Origin of the sequence: Haemophilus haemolyticus (genome assembly GCF_003352385.1) — a bacterium.
GTDB classification, from domain to species: Bacteria; Pseudomonadota; Gammaproteobacteria; order Enterobacterales; family Pasteurellaceae; genus Haemophilus; species Haemophilus haemolyticus_I.
The window spans coordinates 1036257-1054342 of record NZ_CP031243.1 but is presented as its reverse complement, the minus strand read 5'-3'; the positions used below and the strand labels follow the sequence as shown (position 1 = coordinate 1054342).

The following is an 18086-nucleotide window of genomic DNA, read 5'->3' as shown; positions in this document are numbered from 1 at the left end:
CACCTTTAAATCGATTACTCTGCTAGTTCGGTTTGCTCGTGTGCCATCAGTTCCTGACCCACATCATCAAGCAAACTTAGATAACGTTCATATTGTTTCAACATATCGGCAATCAATTCATCTTGATCCATATATTGAACATCGTAACCGACTCGTCCATCAAAGAAATAAGTGTAAGGCTCGTAAGTAACACTATGCTGAATGTGCGGTAGATTTTCATCATTAATTAATTGCTCTGACACTTCTCGCCCAACAGATTTAATACCATACATAAAATCTCGCATTGATTCTTTATGAATTACCAATTCCAAAGCTGGCTCTTCTTGCTCAAATAATGTGTTGATTTCTACACTTAAATTATATTTTCCTGTTAATTCTTGACGTAATTCTCGCATAGCGGGTAACGCCGTATTTTTAAGGAAACGTAAAATATCTTTCTCTTGCGTTTGGTTCATCATTTGCTCTAAATGTGATTTCCATTTATCGCCGCTCCAGAAAATACTAGTTGGATTGACTTTAGTAGAAAAATATTTTTTATCCGCAATTAAGCCTTTCCATAAACTAAAACACATTACCAACATCAATAAAGCAAAAGGCAAGGCAACAATTAATGTCATTGTTTGCAAATTAGCAAGTCCACCAGATTGCATAAGTACAATTGCAACAACTGACATCAAAGTTCCCCACATTATCGCTTGCCATGCAGGCGAAGCTAAACTTTTATCTCGAGATGCAATGTTATTTAACACATAAATACCTGAATCTGCCGAAGTGATAAAAAACAATGAAATCACTAATAAACTCACAAAGCCAGTTATTGTTGGCAAAGGCAAATAATTTAAAAATTTAAATAACAAGATCTCTGGTGAAGAAATAAATTCCCCAAGACTACCTGCAGCAATACCATCATTCAGCCATACTGCTGTATTACCAAAAACAGTAAACCATAAAATACCAAATAAACTTGGAATAACTAATACGCCAAAAATAAATTCACGAATAGTTCGTCCTTTGGAAATTCTAGCGATAAATAAGCCAACAAACGGAGCCCAAGAACACCACCATGCCCAATAAAGAATCGTCCATCCACTAAACCAACTTGTGTGTTCTTGCTCATAAGCATAAGTTTTAAAGCTGAGTTGCACTAAATTACTAAAATAATTACCAATGTTGTCGCTAAATGCAGATAAAAGGTATAACGTAGGGCCTGCAATTAAAACAAAAAGAAGTAAACAAAATGCTAAAGTTAAGTTAATTTCACTTAATATTTTTACGCCTTTTCCAACACCAGAAATGGCAGAAAACACCGCTAAACACATTACCACAACAATAACGCCAACTTGTAAAGCAAAGCTGTTCTGACTTATCCAACCTATTTGTTCAAGCCCTGCACCAAGCTGTGATGAACCGAAACCTAATGTAGTAATAATCCCAAATAACGTAGCAAGTAACGCCATAACATCAATCGCATCGCCGATTTTGCCATTAATACGCTCTTTTAATAAAGGATAAAAACAAGAGCGCAATGCTAAAGGCAATTTATAACGAAACCCAAAATAAGCTAATGCTAAAGCAATGGTGCCATATACTGCCCAAGCGTGAATGCCCCAGTGGAACAGGGTGTGAAGTAAAGCCTCTTGTTGTTTATGTTCAGCTGAACCTGTTGTAATGTCAGAAAGATAATGGGTTAATGGTTCTGCTACGCCAAAAAACATCAGCCCAACTCCCATTCCAGCGGCAAATAACATCGCAAGCCAAGATAAGAAACTAAATTCAGGTTCTTCTTCGTCCTGCCCTAGTTTTATATTGCCAAGACTACTTACTGATAAAATTAATAAAAATCCTAAAAACACTGAAAAAGTGAGAACATAAAACCAACTAAAATTGGCAAAAATGCTAGTTTTAGCTTGATTCAATAATGCTTGAGTTTGTGCTGGAACAATTAAAATCATCGCCATAAGTAACAACACAAAAAATAATGTAACGCCAATTACCAAAGGATTAAATGACGTTCGCTTTGTCATAAATTGAAATAAAGACAAACTTTTCCCCTTAACGATTAAGTGAATAGATTAAAAAATAGATTTAATAAACATTGCCTAGAGGCAAAAATGTGTAATGGAACCACTACAAATGACAGCACATAGAAGTGCGATTTTGAAGGAAACGTTCAGTAGGAATTGAAGGTTTGTTTCCTAAAAGCCAATATATAATAGCAAAATGCAGTTATTATTTCAAATTAGTGAAGATTAAAGCTGTAAAAATGCGGTGAAAATTCACCGCACTTTATACTTGTTTTAACTGGGTTATTGATATGACAACATATAATCCAATGTAGGGTGGGCGTAAGCCCACGCGTTTAACCCAAATAATTATCCTTAGGCATATTTATTTTTCGTGGGCTTACGCCTACCCTACGGGCTTGGTTATTGATAAGAAAGCGTATAGGTTGCTAAACCTTCTAAAATGCCGCCATCTACGTTTGCACTGCTATTCTTTTTAATTAACTCAGGGGTAAACGTAACGGAAAAATGATTATTCCCGATAGGGGTCATTTTAAATTGGTTCGTTATCCCCTTTTTAGAACTATCAGGGCCGAATTTAATGTAGGTTGAATCCGTTTTTTTACGTAATTTTACGCCAACGTTAGATGCTACGCCACCAGTGTAAAACATACTTAATACATCACTTGTGTTGTTAGGTGTGTTTGCATCGCTAAACACAATATGGGGATCGATCTGATAGCGCCCACAGTTTACGATGATGCTCATCTCTGGTCCTTGTTTTGGCGTCTTCAAATCGATACTTCTTATTTTACCGAAATTATGGGCATGATTTTTAGTACCAGTAATATCACAAGTTGTGGCATTAATTTTAATGGTTACATTACTACCAATAATTGATGCCCCCCCCTCGTCTTCTACGTCTACTCGCCAAGTGTTTCCAGTAGATGCATCTCGACCTTGCAAATAGAAACGCCCGAATGTAATGTTACTCAAATTAATATCGACTTTCCCATCCTCAAATTTGAGGTCTGTTGGAATGTTGTTTAGTACTATAGGTTCGATTTCCATCTTAGGGGTTATCCTCATTGCTGCAGAACCTGTACAGCTAGTAGGAAACGTGAACTCCGCTGAATTAACATCATGCCATTGATCGTAATTTTGCCCTATACCTGCATTTCTTTGAGTATGTGTTCTTACTCTTATCTTAAAACCTAAATACGGGAAACTTTTAACTTGCCACACCGTTCCAAAAGCAGTTGAGATAGGTGTTAAATTCTGATTATCAATGAAATAACGAGCTTGGAAACAGCCTAAAGTATTTACCCCTGAAACAGGAATCCTATAAGTTGCCATGTTATATTCTTTTTTTGGTAATCGTGTTGTTAGATTACTCATGTCAAGAGAAGAGGGGGGATTATCTCGAGGAAAGGTATAAACGTTACTGACAACAGGTCCTTCAGGATAATGTGATACTTCAAGCCTATTATCAAAAACAAGATATGGACGCTGGGCTGCTGTACGGGGTTCCCATCTACCTATCTTATCAGCTGCCCATAATGAGGAACTACCAAATATAGCAATTATCCCAATAGCCATAATTGGCGATAGAGCTGTTATTTTTTTATTTACTTTAACTAGGGTGCTATTCATACCATACCTCAAAGTTCATTTCGCTAGTTACTTGCCCTGGTTTATCAGCAGTACCATTTGTTACAGCATAAAATTTAGCACTGAGATCAATATTAACATCAGCATTAACTCCTGTGCCAGTAACGGTTGCACCTAATTCTCGTCCAGTGTATCCACCCCCGTCTCTGTTAGTATTCGGCAACGCCCGATTTGTCACCTGAAGCACATTTCCTGCATTGGTGCCATTTTTAATAAAGACTTGTACTCCCACGCTATTCTGGTTAGGTGATGTCGCTGTATTTTTTAAATAATAGTCATAGCCCCCAGCTAGAGGATTTATTGTAGCAGCAGGAGACACAAAGTAATAAGTTAAACGGTGGTTGTTAGCGTTAGAAATATCTATGCCACAGTCGGTTACCGAAAGTGTGAATTCTTGATTACCAGCAGTAGCCCCCGCTGTAGGAAGTTGAGCTCTTGAGATAGTCCCTAGTGGCACGATTTTATTTACTGAATCAGCTTTTACCGTGCACAATTTCCCAGCAATAACTTCACCAGTAAATTTAACCTTTCCCGAGGTTACTGCTTGTCCGTAAGAAAAGAGCGATGTGCCCAGTAATAAAAAAAATATAACAGCATTATTTCTCATTTTTGATCCTTAATTATTCGTAGAATACAGCAAAAGTTACTTCTGACTCCACTTGGCCTTCTTTATTTGCAATTCCATTAGTTAGGGAATAAAAGCGTGCTTTTAATGGGATTTCAAAGCCATAAGGAGGCTTTAAAACAGCACCTAGATCGTTCCCTGATGTGCGTCGTGATTGAGTAATGGTTGGTAATCCCGATGGACTAAATCCAATTTCAATGGGCGTTCCACTATTCGAAATGAGTTGAACACCAACCGTATTCCGATTTATTGCTGTAGTGTTCTTGTTAGGTAACACCCCTGTAGGTAAATCATCTGAAGCAGAAGTTCTAGATAGTGCAAATTTAATATGATTTGAGTCTGTTACGTCGCCACACTTTTCAACGTTAAGTTTAAAGGGCGTTTCATTGGCAGTAGAACCTTGGTTAATTAAATTTTGGGCTAAGGTTATATTGAGATTAACCGTTTTGTTTACCGAATCTGTACTTACTTCACAGGTGCCCGCCTTGGTAATTTCTGCTTTAAAACGTATTTCACCATCATAGGCAGAGGCAAATGATGCAAAAAATAGACCGCTTGTTAGCAGGAATAAATATTGAATCTTCAATTTCTTCACAATTTATTCTTCCTATTACTTACACTGTTTCGTGTGTTGTTGCATATGTTCAGCATTATCTAATTTCACCTCATAATCAAAACGGCATTGCCCTGTTTCCCCGCTTGCCCAGCTGACGGTAATAGTGCCTTTTGGCTGTTTTAATCCGCTCGCAAAGAGCACACCACCTTGTACAACATAGCCGACAAAATTTCCTTTATCATCAAAGGCTTCAGATGCCATTGGCAATAATTCGCCATTTGGTCGTGAAAGGTTAAACAACACTAGGCTATTACGTGTAGTACCAAAGTTCACCACATGAATGCTGTTGGCACGTGGAATAATTTTCTGCTCAGTGCTATCAAATTCCATATTAATCGGTAGATTTTGTGGGTCAATCCCGATTTCGTTAATACGATAAGGTTGTGTATAAGGCAATACCGCATTGCCGAACCAATCTAACACTTGCCCTTGACCGCTATTGACTTCCGCACCTGCTGCACCATCAGCGTGTACAATCGCAAAGCTCTCACCAACAGATTCACCAAAGGTTACGCCATAACGGTGTGCGACGATCACGCCAGATAACGCATTGCTAAATTGTCGTGAACCGTGGCTATCTTTTGAGATAGAAGAGTTAAAGTTAAAGTGTGTATTGCGGTAATTCATATTGCCCGAAATATTACGATACCCAGCTTGACCTGAGTTTGTATGCAAACCATAACTCCATTGGTTATAATCACCGAAGCTGCCATTTATACCAACGTGAGCATTTTTCTGCCCTGAACCTCGTGTTTGGTTTGCTGATAATGAATGGTTGCGGCCTAATGGAATGCTGAAACCAAGATAAATTTGGTTATCACGTTGACCATTTTCACGGTGAATCGTTTGTGAAAATCCAATCTGGTAGTTTAACAGCTTAAAGTTGTTTGCGTAGGAAACTTGATATTGACTATAAGTTCCTGGTCTATTCCAGTAGTTGCTGGTAGATCCGACTAAATAGAGGCTACCAAAGCCTTTCAGATCTTGAATAAGCGAGATCTGATATTGGTTTCTTGGGCGCATTCCTGTTAATGAAAATTGACTTTCACTACCAAATTGTTTTGCGTTTACTACATCGCTCAAATTATAAAAATCGCGAGAAGAGTATCGATAAGCTGCAAGGGTTACGTTGGTACCCGTGCGGTTAAAGTTAATACTATAACTGCCGTGTAGGCTGTAGCCTTCACGTACTTCACGGTATTGGTTTAATGTCTCTTGAGCAACTAATACTGTGTTAGGCAAGAAGATACTTCTTGTCCAAGTGTTATCAAATGAAAATGCACCAATAGGCGTGTTTAAACCAATCCCTACAGTGCCCGCCCGATAATTTTGGGTGAGCGTAACCCCCGTATTGAGGGTGAGATTGTTAAGTAAACCATATTGCAACATTGCTTGCCCAACGTTGACATCATAAATTTGTTGTCCGTTACGATAACGCCCGGCGGTAACTTGATAGCGGAATTGCCCCATACGAATAAGGGGGGCTATGTTAGAAAAGGGCACAATAAAGGAGCGTACTTGGCCGTTAGCTTCTTTAATTTCTACTGTTAAATCGCCGTTATAACCCGTAGAGTAGAGGTCTTCAATAACAAAAGCCCCTGGGGTTACATTAGTTTGATAAACAATATTACCATTTTGGCGAATAGTGACCACTGCATTACTATTGGCTATACCTTGTATGCGTGGAGCAAACCCCATCTGGGAAGGAGAGAGCATGCGGTCATCGGATGCAAGTCCGATCCCACGGAGAGCAAAGCCCTCCACAAATTGACCTGAAGTATAAAAATCACCTATAGTCATTATCCCACGAATAGGGGCAAAATCTTTTTGCAAATAGGTTTCGTAAGTTTGGTATGGCATATGAGCGGATTGCCCCTCAGCTTCACTCCATACTTTTGAGCCAGAGTGACGAAATGCCCAATCGCCTAAGTTAATACCTGTACGTAAATTTAAATATGCCTGCGAAGAGTGCGTATTAAATTGGCTGGTATAACGGCTGTGGTTTACATCATAATTCACAAACGCAGCACTGCTACCCGTTTGCCAACGGCTTGGGGCAATATAATCACGTGGGCGATTGATGGTTAAGGCTTGTGCAATGGTAAATTCTAAGCGTTGTAACCCTGTATTAAACACCGCTTTACCTTCAGGAATTGCTTCTTGAATAGAGACACATTGATCTTCTTTTGGGGCAAGTTTAATAGCAGTCCGTTCAAGATCGAGTAAATCACTTAATTCTGGGGTAAAGCAGAGCTGTGCGTGTGGTTGAGCCGCATTTTCGCTATCACGAAAACGCAACGTCATTTCGCCTTTTTCTTTGCCGTTTACCCAAACTTCTGCAGGATACTCACCAGGTAGAACGCTGTTTTTTTGTTGGAAACGTGCAACATCAACAGTAGAACCATTCCCCCCCATTTGTAAAAAGGTGGCACTGAACTCAACATCTTCATCGTTGCTTTCTAATGGCACTTTCTCTTCTTGTGAAATGGGCAGGGATTCTTCTGCACAAGCTGTTTCTACAAAACCTGCAAATGCCAGCCCTAATGCAAGAGAAAGCGGGCTTAAGGCAGTGTTTAAAGTTAATTTTTTCATGGTAAATCGATTTTAGGTAATTATTTAATTATAGATTCTCCAGCTACATCACCACCGTAATCATTAATTAATGACCATTTTACTTTTTGACCATTACTTACGCCTTTTACGTCAAATTCTCCTTGGCTAAAGGGTGCAACCATCACCGCCGCTGAGGCATCTTTTGCACCCACTTGTGCTTGGGTAAAGGTTAAATAGTAAGGTGTTGGGTTATCTGCCCATAGTTTGCCGCCTTTGGCTTGCCAAGTCACTTTGTTATAGGCTTCTGCTGGTGGATAAGGTAAACCGCTTGGGCGATAAAACATTTTTAAACGGCTACGCACTGAAAATTGCAGATAATTTTGGCTATCTTTAAGCTCTTTCTTACTTGGTTTGGGTGGAATATCCAATAAATTAAAATAATAGAGAGATTCGCGATCTTCTGGGAGTGCTTGCGTGCCCGTATAAGTAATACGTAAGGTTTGCCCTTGGTTACCCTCCACACGTGTTACTGGGGGAGTAATAATAAAAGGAATATTAGCTTGGTTGCCTTGTTTGTCTTCAATCCAACTTTGCACTAAAGCAGGGGTGCCGTTTTGGTTGTTAAGTTGAACATTGAGGCTTTTTTGGTTAGACGGGTAAATCAGACGCGTACCGAGAATGATTACACTCGCCTGAGCAGATGAGACTGCAAATGCAAGCATAAGTGAAGTGGCAGAAATAAAAGCCGATTTTTTAAAAATGGATAGCATAGATGATTCTCCCTAAGTAAACAGAATACTCAAAATAAGAGTTAAAACCCCAAAAAAGCCCGCCAAAGACGGGCTTAATTTTATTGAATCAGTTAAGCTTACTCGTAAGCTAAGTCTAATTCAGCTTCTGCTTTTACTTTACCAGGAGTAGATATACCAGTTGCATAGTAACGAGCGTTGAATTGAATAAGACCAGTACCATCTGTTGAAGGACGGATACCTAGTAATTTGTTAGCTGGATCGTCTGCACCAAGGCGAATAGATGAACCATCTAAGTTAGAGAATTGGATGTTTACGTTTTGAGCTGGAGTATCAGGAGCACCCGCTAAGTTTCTCAATGTACCGTTATTAACGTGATCAACATTGTTAGTTGAACGGAATGCAGCAGTTATATTTTTACCGCCACTACCGTTTTGTGCTGGATTACCAGCTTTGCAGTTTTCTAATTCAATTTGAATTAATTGGTCTGCAGCAACATCACCTAGTTTTTTTAATTGGTTTTTACCTACTTTTTTAAGTGTAACAGTTTTGTTTCTATCACCTGCTTTAATTTCACAAGTGTTATCAAGTACTTCACCCAATACAGTAATTTTTGCGTGAGTAGGACCTACACCTTCTGGTGTGGCATCTGCAGCTTGATATGGAATTGCAGTACCAATTGGAGTGTGTGGAGTGAGTGGATTGGGAGCAGCATTAGCTACACCGAATGCACCTAATGCTAATAAAGCTAAGATTGTTTTTTTCATTTTAAACATCCTATATAAAAACTTTAGAATAAAATTCATCCTAGATCGGATGACCACGTTTAAACCCGATTTTTTAGAGTAAAAACTTACCCATTCTAAAAAAAAAAAAAAAAAAATGCAAGCTGTATAAACATCAGGGTAATTTGACAAATTTCTTTATTTTTCTAGATATTAAGCAAAAAAAAACGCTTGTAATATAACTACAAGCGTTTTTTATATTATGTCGTATTAGTGTTTTATTCAGTAAAGCGTTTACTACATCACCGACACCGCTTTAATCTGAACATAAACATCTTGCCCAACAGCAAAACGCAGTTCATTTTGCGCCCATTTACTGATACTTGCCCAAATCTTATGCCCTTCCACTAATACGGCAAGATCCACTCTGGAATCTTGTATCTCAATTTGTGCAACTTGGCCACGTAAAATATTACGAATGCTTGTTTGTTCTGGCTTTTGCAGTGTGATAGAAACATCTGAACTATAAATACAAACTCGCACTCGCTCGCCTACATTCGCGGGTACTTGATGAATCCAAAGCGCTTGTTCACCTAAGGAAAGTGCGGTCATTTTATAAGGTGGATTATGCAAATGAACGGGCAAGGCGAGCACACTGCTCTGTTCGCTTTCTCCTTTCCAAGGGGCAAAAATAGCACTATTCCAAATTTTTTCTACGCTGTCATAGGCTTTCACAATGCCGTTTTCCATCAGCACAACGCGATCAGCTAAACGCAACAATTCGTCCAAGCTATGTGTAACATATAAAATCGGGATATTAATTTCTTTAGAAAGACGTTCCAAATATTGCATTAGCTCGCGTTTGCGGGGAACATCAAGGGCAGAAAGAGGTTCGTCCATCAGTAAAACGTCGGGTTCAGCCAACAATGCTCGACCAATTGCTACACGTTGCTTCTCACCACCAGAAAGCGTGAGCGGATAACGCTTTAATAAATGAGTAATGCCGAGAAGATCGACAATATAATTAAAATCATCTTGCGAGACATTTTTCATGCCATAGCGCAAATTGCCTTTCACGGTATAGTGAGGAAATAAACGCGCATCTTGGAATACATAGCCAATTTTACGCAGGTGGGTCGGCAATGATTCTTGGGTTTCCATATCCACTAAAGTGCGGTCATTTAAACGGATGAATCCTTCGTCTGGTTGTATCAAGCCACTGACTAGATTAATCAGCGATGTTTTACCTGAACCAGACAAACCGAAAATAGCTGTCACACCTTGATCTGGCACTTGTATATTCGCTTGCAAGGCAAGTTGCCCGAGCTGTTTTTTCACATTAATCTGCAACATTTCCTTGTCCTAATTTTTTCTGCATTCGCTTGCTCAACCATTCAGACAATAACAAAGAAATCAATGAAAGAATGATAGCAAATAAACATAAGCGAGCGGTTTGTTTTTCTGCACCCGGTGTTTGAATAAAAGAATACATCGCAAGTGGAATCGTTTGAGTTTCGCCTGCAATGTTCGATACAAAGGTAATGGTCGCGCCAAATTCTCCTAATGATCGTGCAAAACCAAGCACGAGTCCAGCTAAAACCCCTGGTAAAGAAAGTGGCAAGGTTATTGTAAAAAATACACACCAAGCGGAAGCACCCAATGTTTGTGCCGCTTGCTCCAATTTAATATCAATATTTTCTAAAGAAAGTCGAATCGCACGAACAACCAATGGAAAGGCAACCACTGCAGAGGAAAGCACCGCCCCTTTCCAACTAAAACCAAAAGATAAGCCAAACCACTGATATAAATACTTACCAATGAAACCATTGCGCCCCATTGCCACAAGCAATAGATAACCGATAACCACAGGTGGCAACACTAAAGGTAAATGAATCACGCCAGTAATCAGGGATTTTCCATAGAAGTTTTTACGCGCTAAGAGCCACGCGACAAAAATGGCTAACGGCAAACTCCAAAGCATGGAACTAACAGCGACACTCAAACTTAAATTAATCGCTGAGATTTCCATTGGAGTCAGATTGAAAAATGAAAAAATTTGGGTAAGCAAAATAAATCCTTAATCTGAATAGCCTCTCTTTAAATCCCTTGTTTATGAGAATATCCCACATTAATGAGAGGTAAGATGCTCTATAATTACAAAAGGGCAGAAATATCCGCCCTTCATGACTATTAAGATTCTATCTTATTTTGCAGAGAAACCATACTCTACAAGCACTTTCTTCGCAGCATCTGATTCTAAATATTTCAAGAAATCGCGAGAATCCGCATTATCATGACCTTTTACAATAGAAACGGGATAAACAACCGGTTTATGGCTATCTGACGGGAACACTGCAACCGTTTTAACTTGTTGGCTAACTTTTGCATCAGTGCTGTACACTATACCGTAAGGTGCTTCTGCACGTTCAACTAAAGCTAATGCGCCACGCACATCTTTTGCACGCGCTAAACGATCTTGCACTTTATCCCATAAATTTAATTTGGTTAATGCTTCTTCTGCATATTGACCTGCTGGTACGTGCGCAGGATCGCCAACAGATAAATAGCTATCTTTTAATGTATTAATCCATTCGCCTTTTGCAATATCCACAGAATTTACCGCACTTTTTGCTGGTGCGATTAAGACTAAATCATTGCCCACTAAAACTTTTTCGGTTTCTTTCACCGTTAAATCTTTTTCAGAAAGATATTTCATCCATTTATTGCTTGCAGAGACAAAAATATCTGCTGGCGCGCCTTCTTCAATTTGTTTTGCTAAAGTTGAAGAAGAAGCGAAAGAAAACACCACTTCATTTTTCGGATTTTGTTTTGCGTAATCCTTTGCAACTTGTTGTAAAGCATCTGTCATTGAAGCCGCTGCAAATACAGTCACTTTAGCTGATGCCACAAAAGAAAAGCCTAATCCTGCGATTAAAAGTGCGGTTGAAATTTTAGTTAATTTTTTCATGAATCATCTCCTATGATTAAACGTTATTTACTTGATTATATATTGAAATAAATAACAATCATATAGCAAAAGAAAAATTATTTAGTAAAATATATAACGCTTAGGCTTACCACTTAGGATTACTTAGGGACAGCAAAATGAAAAACACCGAAATTTTACTCACCATTAAACTTCAACAAGCACTTTTTATCGATCCAAAACGCGTGCGTTTACTAAAAGAAATTCAACAATGCGGTTCGATTAATCAAGCAGCGAAAAATGCAAAAGTGAGCTATAAAAGTGCGTGGGATCATTTAGAAGCGATGAATAAAATCAGCCCTCGCCCATTGCTTGAACGAAATACAGGTGGAAAAAATGGCGGAGGCACGGCGCTTACCACTTATGCCGAGCGCTTGCTACAACTTTATGATTTATTAGAACGTACGCAAGAACACGCTTTTCATATTCTACAAGATGAATCCGTACCGTTAGATAGTTTACTCACGGCAACTGCACGTTTTTCTTTACAAAGTAGCGCACGCAATCAATTTTTTGGACGAGTGGCACAACAGAGAATTATTGACGCCCGTTGTGTTGTGGATGTGAATGTGCAAGGATTACCAACGCCGTTGCAAGTTTCTATTACCACAAAAAGCTCGGCTCATTTGAAACTGATTACAGAAAAAGAAGTGATGCTGATGTTCAAAGCACCTTGGGTGAAAATTAGTGAAAAACCACTGGAGAATCAATCTAATCAGTTCCCTGTAAATATCAAATCACTCAATGAAGAAGAAGCCATCCTTCAATTTGCTGAAAGCGACATTGAATTTTGTGCCACAGTCCACCAGCCGCATCAATGGCAAATCGGACAACAAGTTTGGATTCATATTGATCAAGAGCAAATTATTTTAGCGACGCTGGGCTAATCCCAAAGTGCGGTAAATTCTGAAGGAAGATTTATCCTATAAAAAAACAGGCTTAATGCCTGTTTTTTCTTATTGAATAAAACCCAAAACTAATTAGAAAGATTTTTTACAATCAGCGTAATGCCATCCACACGTTCAACTTCAATCAATGCGCCAACCGTGAGATTATCTCCTTGAATACGCCAAGTTGTATCACCAAAAGCACCTCGACCAATTCCATTTGCGCCAAGATCTTGAACAATGCCTTGTTTACCAAGTAAGGCATGATCACGTTGATTTAATGTTGAATGAGATTGATCATGGCGATCTTTACCATGTTGATATTTCCACCAAATCACAGAAAGTATGCAAGCTAATAGCGCGTAAAAAATAGCAAGTGAGGCAAGAGAAAGGCTTGGAAAAAGAAATTGTACAAATGCCGTCACTAAAGCCGCTAATCCCCACCATAGCAAAAATATCCCTGGTGTAAGCACTTCACCAATAAGCAAAATAAAGCCTAAAATCAGCCAATGCCAAAGCGTCCAATTTATTAACCAATCCGCCATAGACTCTCCTATTTGTTGTAAGGGCTTTTTATTACAAAAGTGCGGTGATAAACGATTAAAAAAATCACCGCACTTTATCTAAATTAAGATTTTTTATCGCCCTTTAATAACTCCGCAATACCTGCAACAGAACCAATTAAATTGCCTGCTTCTAATGGCATAAGCACGACTTTACTGTTTCCTGAACTACCGATTTCTTTCAATGCTTCCGTGTATTTTTGAGCGATAAAGTAGTTAATCGCTTTGGTATCACCGCTGGTAATTGCTTCTGATACCATCTGCGTTGCTTTTGCTTCAGCTTCTGCAGCTCGTTCTCGGGCCTCAGCTTGTAAAAAGGCTTCTTGTCGCTCCCCTTCCGCTTTTAGAATTCTAGCTTGTTTTTCACCTTCAGCACGGAGAATCTGAGCTTGGCGAATCCCTTCAGCCTCTAATACTTCAGCACGTTTATTTCGTTCCGCTTTCATTTGAGCATTCATTGAATCAATCAGTTCACGAGGCGGACGAACATCACGAATTTCAATACGCGTTACTTTAATCCCCCATGGATTTGTCGCTTCATCCACAATAGCCAATAATCGACTATTAATAGAATCACGTTGGGAAAGCATTTCATCAAGCTCCATCGAGCCAAGCACGGTTCGAATATTTGTCATGGTTAAATTAATGATAGCTTGTTCCAAATGGTTTACTTCATAAGCCGCACTTCGGGCATCAATCACTTGCACAAAACAAACCGCATCAATAGAAACATTGGCGTTATCTTTAGAAATCACTTCTTGGGAAGGAATGTCTAAAACTTGTTCCATCATATTAATTTTACGACCAATACGATCAACAAAAGGCACCACTAAATTTAACCCTGGAATTAACGTTCTTGTGTAACGACCAAAACGTTCGATTGTCCAGTTATAGCCTTGTGGTACGGTTTTTACTGTAGAAAACAAAATTAATGCGACTAATATCACAAAAATTAATGTGGAAATAGCGAATCCATCAAGCATATTTTTCTCCTTTATTAGATAGATTGAATAAAAAGTCTATCAAATCCACTCGTACTTTTATAGCCTATTTTGTATAAAATTAAGGCAATTTTGCCACCACTGCATAGCCTTCAATTAAACCTTCCACCTCATAAGAAGCATTCGCGGTAATGAAAGCTGCCTTACCTTGTTTCAAAGAAAGTGCGGTCGTTTCTGAGCGTAAATTTAACTGGCCATTCATCACCAATAAAATACTCGCACTTTGTGCTTTTAAATGATGAGTTTCGCCACATTCATATTGAATATTTTGCAAAGCGAAATCTTTTGCTGGCGTGGCGTAAGTAAATATGCGTGCATCTTGAGGTGCCAACGGGATAATTTTAGGCTCCACTTCACGACAATCAACAATTTTAAGTAATTCTGGAATATCAACATATTTAGGCGTTAAACCACCTCGAATCACATTATCCGAACAAGCCATCAATTCAATATTTTGCCCACGCAAATAAGCATGCGGAATGCCTGCATCTTGGTAAATTCCTTCACCTTTTTTGAGATGAACAATATTAAACAAATAGAAACAAATTAAACCTGCATCTAATTTATCTAAAGAAATATTCATTGCATCAATGGTGTAAAGCACCCAATAATCTGGATTAGTTAAATCCAGATTATTAGCCTCATAAGCAACTTGATTCTCCAACAGAATTGGCGAAAGCCATTGGTGTAATTGGGCCTGTTCTACTTGCATAATATCGGCATAGAAAGCATGTAAATCTTGTTCATGCAATTTTTTTGCAAGCGGGACTAAAGATGATCGCGCCTCTAAAGTTTCGATAATATCCGATTTATTTTTAAAACCATGCAACAACCAGAAATCAGATAAAGCAATCATCATTTCAGGTTTATGATTGTTATCTTTATAAGTACGTGTTGATGCTTTTAACTCAATGCCTTTCGCATTTTCTTCCGCAAATCCTATTTCAGCTTGCGTTTTTGTTGGATGAAGTTGAATAGAAAGAGGTTGGGCAACATCAAGAATTTTTAATAAATAGGGTAATTCATCACCAAAACTTACTCGGCTTTGTGCACCAAGTGCGGTAGGATTTTTCTGTAAAAATTCAGTAAGTAATACATTTTTACCATCAACTTCAATGCTTGAAGGCGCAGAATGATGTGCGCCTAACCACCATTCAGCATAATATTGATTTTCTTCCGCAGGAATATTCAGTAATTGAGGAATATATTGATGCCCTCCCCATACGTAATTTTGGAGTGAGCCAGTGAGTTTATAGATCATTTTTAATTTTTCCGTTGAATCCTATCTACACCACAGTTTTATTTACATAAATAAAAAATCCGCACAAAGGCGGACTTTTTTATCGTAAAGAAATTATTTAGTTAAGCTTAATACCACTGACTCTCCAGCGACGACTTCACCTGATTTTTTCACGATGCAAGAAATTTCATCCATATTGGAAATAACAATGGGTGTTAATACAGATTTTGCTTTTGATTCTAATAAAGGAAGATCAAATTCAATTACGGTGTCACCGCGTTTAACAGATTGACCTTCTTGCGCAATACGAGTAAAGCCTTCACCTTTCAGCTCAACGGTATCAATACCAAAGTGTACAAATAATTCTACACCTTCTTTTGATTCCATTGAGAAAGCATGGTTGGTTTCAAAAATTTTACCAATCACACCATCCACTGGCGCAACGATTTTGTTACCAGTAGGACGAATAGCAACACCATCACCCACGATTTTTTCAGAGAAAACTACATCGGGAACATCTTCAATATTTACAATATCACCAGAGATAGGTGCATAAATTTCAACTTCCACAGATTTGTTTTCTTTTGAACCGAATAACTTGTCAAATAAGCCCATTTTAATCTCCTATCAATTCATAGATGGCTGTTATTTTAACGTAAAATCAAACAATTTTGTTTAATTTAATGCATTTTCCGCCAAAAATTCTTCGATTAACTGCTCAATTTCCGAAGCGGTCGGTTTTTGTAATGCGGCATTAGCAAGGGCTTTTGCATCTTGGAAATTCACATTACGGATTAATTTTTTAATTCGAGGTACAGAAATAGCACTCATACTAAATTCATCTAATCCCATACCAAGTAACAATAAAGTTGCACGTTCATCACCGGCTAATTCACCGCACATTCCCGTCCATTTGCCCTCTGCGTGAGAAGCATCAATCACTTGTTTAATTAAACCAAGCACAGATGGCTGCATTGGATTGTAAAGATGCGAAATTAACTCATTGCCACGATCCACAGCCAAAGTATATTGGGTTAAATCGTTCGTACCGATACTGAAGAAATCCACTTCTTTTGCTAAGAATTTTGCATTTACAGCTGCGGATGGCGTTTCAACCATGACACCCACTTGGATATGCTCATCAAAAGCTTTGCCTTCTGCACGCAATTCCGCTTTTAATGTTTCAATAACCGCTTTTAATTCTCGAATTTCTTCTACAGAAATAATCATCGGGAACATCACCGCCAATTTACCAAATACCGAAGCACGCAACACTGCGCGTAATTGTGCATTTAGAATTTCACGACGATCTAACGCAATGCGAATCGCACGCCATCCCAAGAATGGATTCATTTCTTTTGGTAAATCTAAATATGGAAGCTCTTTATCACCACCAATATCCATAGTACGAAGCACGGTTAAACGCCCGTTCATTGCTTCTACGACTTCTTTGTAGGCGATGAATTGTTCTTCTTCCGTCGGAAGTTGTTCACGATCCATAAATAAGAATTCAGTTCGGTATAAACCAATACCTTCTGCACCATTACGATCTGCCCCTTCACAATCACGGATTGTCCCGATATTCGCGACAACATCAACCTTGTGTCCATCTAATGTGATTGCGGGAAGATCTTTTAATTTAGCTAACTCTGCTTTTCCCTGAGAAATTTTAGCTTCAAGTGTTTTTAATTCATCAATCTGAGATTGTGTTGGATTGATATAAACTTGATTATTTATGGCATCTAAAATTAAGTAATCACCTGTATTAACTAATTCGGTCACATTATTTGTGCCTACAATCGCGGGTAATTCTAAAGAACGCGCCATGATAGAAGTATGAGACGTTCTACCACCAATATCAGTGACAACCCCTAATACTTTTTCAAGATTAAGTTGGGCGGTTTCTGACGGAGTCAGATCATAAGCAACAAGAATTGATTCTTCTTGAATATCGCCAAGATCTACTATGTACATGCCCAAAATATTTTTAATTAAACGGTTACCAATATCACGAATATCGCCAGCACGCTCTTTCAAATATTCATCATCGATCTCCGACAACATTGTGACTTGTTGATCAATAATTTTGCTCGCTGCAACTGCGGCATTGACTTTATTTGAATGAAGATAATCAAGAATTTCTTCTTCCAATTCTTCATCCTCAAGAATCATCAAGTGACCTTCAAAGATTGCAGCTTTTTCTTCGCCTAAAGAAATTAATGCACGCTCTCTGATTGAATTAAGTTGTTCCACCGCCAATGCACGACCTTCATAAAATCGAGCGACTTCTGCGTCAATTTGATCATCAGTAATTTTTTGCGTATCAAGAACAATCTTTTCTTCTTTAAGAACAAGTGCCTTACCAAAGGCAATACCTGGGGATGCGAGAATACCAGAAATCATAGATACCTTCCGAAATAATTAAAAAGGAATAGATAAACAATAGCCATAAAATTTCACAATTTTA

16 protein-coding genes are annotated in these 18086 nt (G+C 38.5%); 1 reads left to right on the top strand and 15 read right to left on the bottom strand.

The annotated features are described in order from the left end of the window. Window positions 1–14 precede the first annotated feature (14 nt). The 10 genes from DV428_RS05230 to modA form a co-directional block, all read right to left on the bottom strand. The gene (locus tag DV428_RS05230) at window positions 15–2042 is read right to left on the bottom strand and encodes a BCCT family transporter (RefSeq protein WP_114908926.1); all 2028 of its coding nucleotides are present in this window, start codon (window positions 2040–2042) and stop codon (window positions 15–17) included. 384 nt (window positions 2043–2426) lie between these two features. After that, window positions 2427–3656 (bottom strand): fimbrial protein, encoded by a 1230-nt coding sequence (locus DV428_RS05225; protein ID WP_114908925.1) that lies wholly within the window; start codon window positions 3654–3656, stop codon window positions 2427–2429. Beyond that, window positions 3649–4281, bottom strand: coding sequence for a fimbrial protein (locus DV428_RS05220; protein ID WP_114908924.1), 633 nt, complete (start codon window positions 4279–4281; stop codon window positions 3649–3651). Before DV428_RS05220 ends, DV428_RS05225 begins: the two co-directional genes overlap by 8 nt. A gap of 13 nt (window positions 4282–4294) precedes the next feature. Next, on the bottom strand, window positions 4295–4894 hold the full coding sequence (locus DV428_RS05215) for a fimbrial protein (RefSeq protein WP_162790780.1): 600 nt from the start codon (window positions 4892–4894) through the stop codon (window positions 4295–4297). Window positions 4895–4909: 15 nt separating this feature from the next. Beyond that, complete coding sequence (locus DV428_RS05210) at window positions 4910–7507, bottom strand: fimbria/pilus outer membrane usher protein (RefSeq protein ID WP_114908922.1); 2598 nt, start codon at window positions 7505–7507, stop codon at window positions 4910–4912. 20 nt (window positions 7508–7527) lie between these two features. Continuing rightward, window positions 7528–8238 (bottom strand): fimbrial biogenesis chaperone, encoded by a 711-nt coding sequence (locus DV428_RS05205; RefSeq protein WP_114908921.1) that lies wholly within the window; start codon window positions 8236–8238, stop codon window positions 7528–7530. A 98-nt stretch (window positions 8239–8336) separates the two neighbouring features. Further along, complete coding sequence (locus DV428_RS05200) at window positions 8337–8984, bottom strand: fimbrial protein (protein WP_239993694.1); 648 nt, start codon at window positions 8982–8984, stop codon at window positions 8337–8339. Window positions 8985–9239: 255 nt separating this feature from the next. Further along, on the bottom strand, window positions 9240–10295 hold the full coding sequence (gene modC / locus DV428_RS05195) for a molybdenum ABC transporter ATP-binding protein ModC (RefSeq protein ID WP_114908919.1): 1056 nt from the start codon (window positions 10293–10295) through the stop codon (window positions 9240–9242). Beyond that, window positions 10282–11010, bottom strand: a complete 729-nt coding sequence (modB, locus tag DV428_RS05190; RefSeq protein ID WP_162790779.1) for a molybdate ABC transporter permease subunit — start codon at window positions 11008–11010, stop codon at window positions 10282–10284. The genes modC and modB overlap by 14 nt, the downstream gene beginning before the upstream one ends. 135 nt (window positions 11011–11145) lie before the next feature. Continuing rightward, the gene (gene modA / locus DV428_RS05185) at window positions 11146–11910 is read right to left on the bottom strand and encodes a molybdate ABC transporter substrate-binding protein (RefSeq protein ID WP_114908918.1); all 765 of its coding nucleotides are present in this window, start codon (window positions 11908–11910) and stop codon (window positions 11146–11148) included. A 137-nt stretch (window positions 11911–12047) separates the two neighbouring features. Between modA and DV428_RS05180 the strand changes: the two genes are divergently transcribed. Next, window positions 12048–12815 (top strand): TOBE domain-containing protein, encoded by a 768-nt coding sequence (locus tag DV428_RS05180; RefSeq protein WP_005632589.1) that lies wholly within the window; start codon window positions 12048–12050, stop codon window positions 12813–12815. A gap of 89 nt (window positions 12816–12904) precedes the next feature. Here DV428_RS05180 and DV428_RS05175 read toward each other — a convergent pair whose 3' ends face one another. The 5 genes from DV428_RS05175 to ptsI all read right to left on the bottom strand — a co-directional run bounded on the left by DV428_RS05175 (window position 12905) and on the right by ptsI (window position 18022). Next, window positions 12905–13360, bottom strand: coding sequence for an NfeD family protein (locus DV428_RS05175; protein WP_005632591.1), 456 nt, complete (start codon window positions 13358–13360; stop codon window positions 12905–12907). Between the two features lie 83 nt (window positions 13361–13443). Further along, complete coding sequence (locus tag DV428_RS05170; RefSeq protein WP_114908917.1) at window positions 13444–14361, bottom strand: SPFH domain-containing protein; 918 nt, start codon at window positions 14359–14361, stop codon at window positions 13444–13446. Between the two features lie 79 nt (window positions 14362–14440). After that, the gene (manA, locus tag DV428_RS05165; protein WP_114908916.1) at window positions 14441–15640 is read right to left on the bottom strand and encodes a mannose-6-phosphate isomerase, class I; all 1200 of its coding nucleotides are present in this window, start codon (window positions 15638–15640) and stop codon (window positions 14441–14443) included. A gap of 93 nt (window positions 15641–15733) precedes the next feature. Further along, window positions 15734–16234: a PTS glucose transporter subunit IIA gene (gene crr / locus DV428_RS05160; RefSeq protein WP_114908915.1), complete on the bottom strand. Its 501-nt coding sequence runs from the start codon at window positions 16232–16234 to the stop codon at window positions 15734–15736. Between the two features lie 60 nt (window positions 16235–16294). After that, window positions 16295–18022: a phosphoenolpyruvate-protein phosphotransferase PtsI gene (gene ptsI, locus DV428_RS05155; protein WP_114908914.1), complete on the bottom strand. Its 1728-nt coding sequence runs from the start codon at window positions 18020–18022 to the stop codon at window positions 16295–16297. Window positions 18023–18086: the final 64 nt, after the last annotated feature.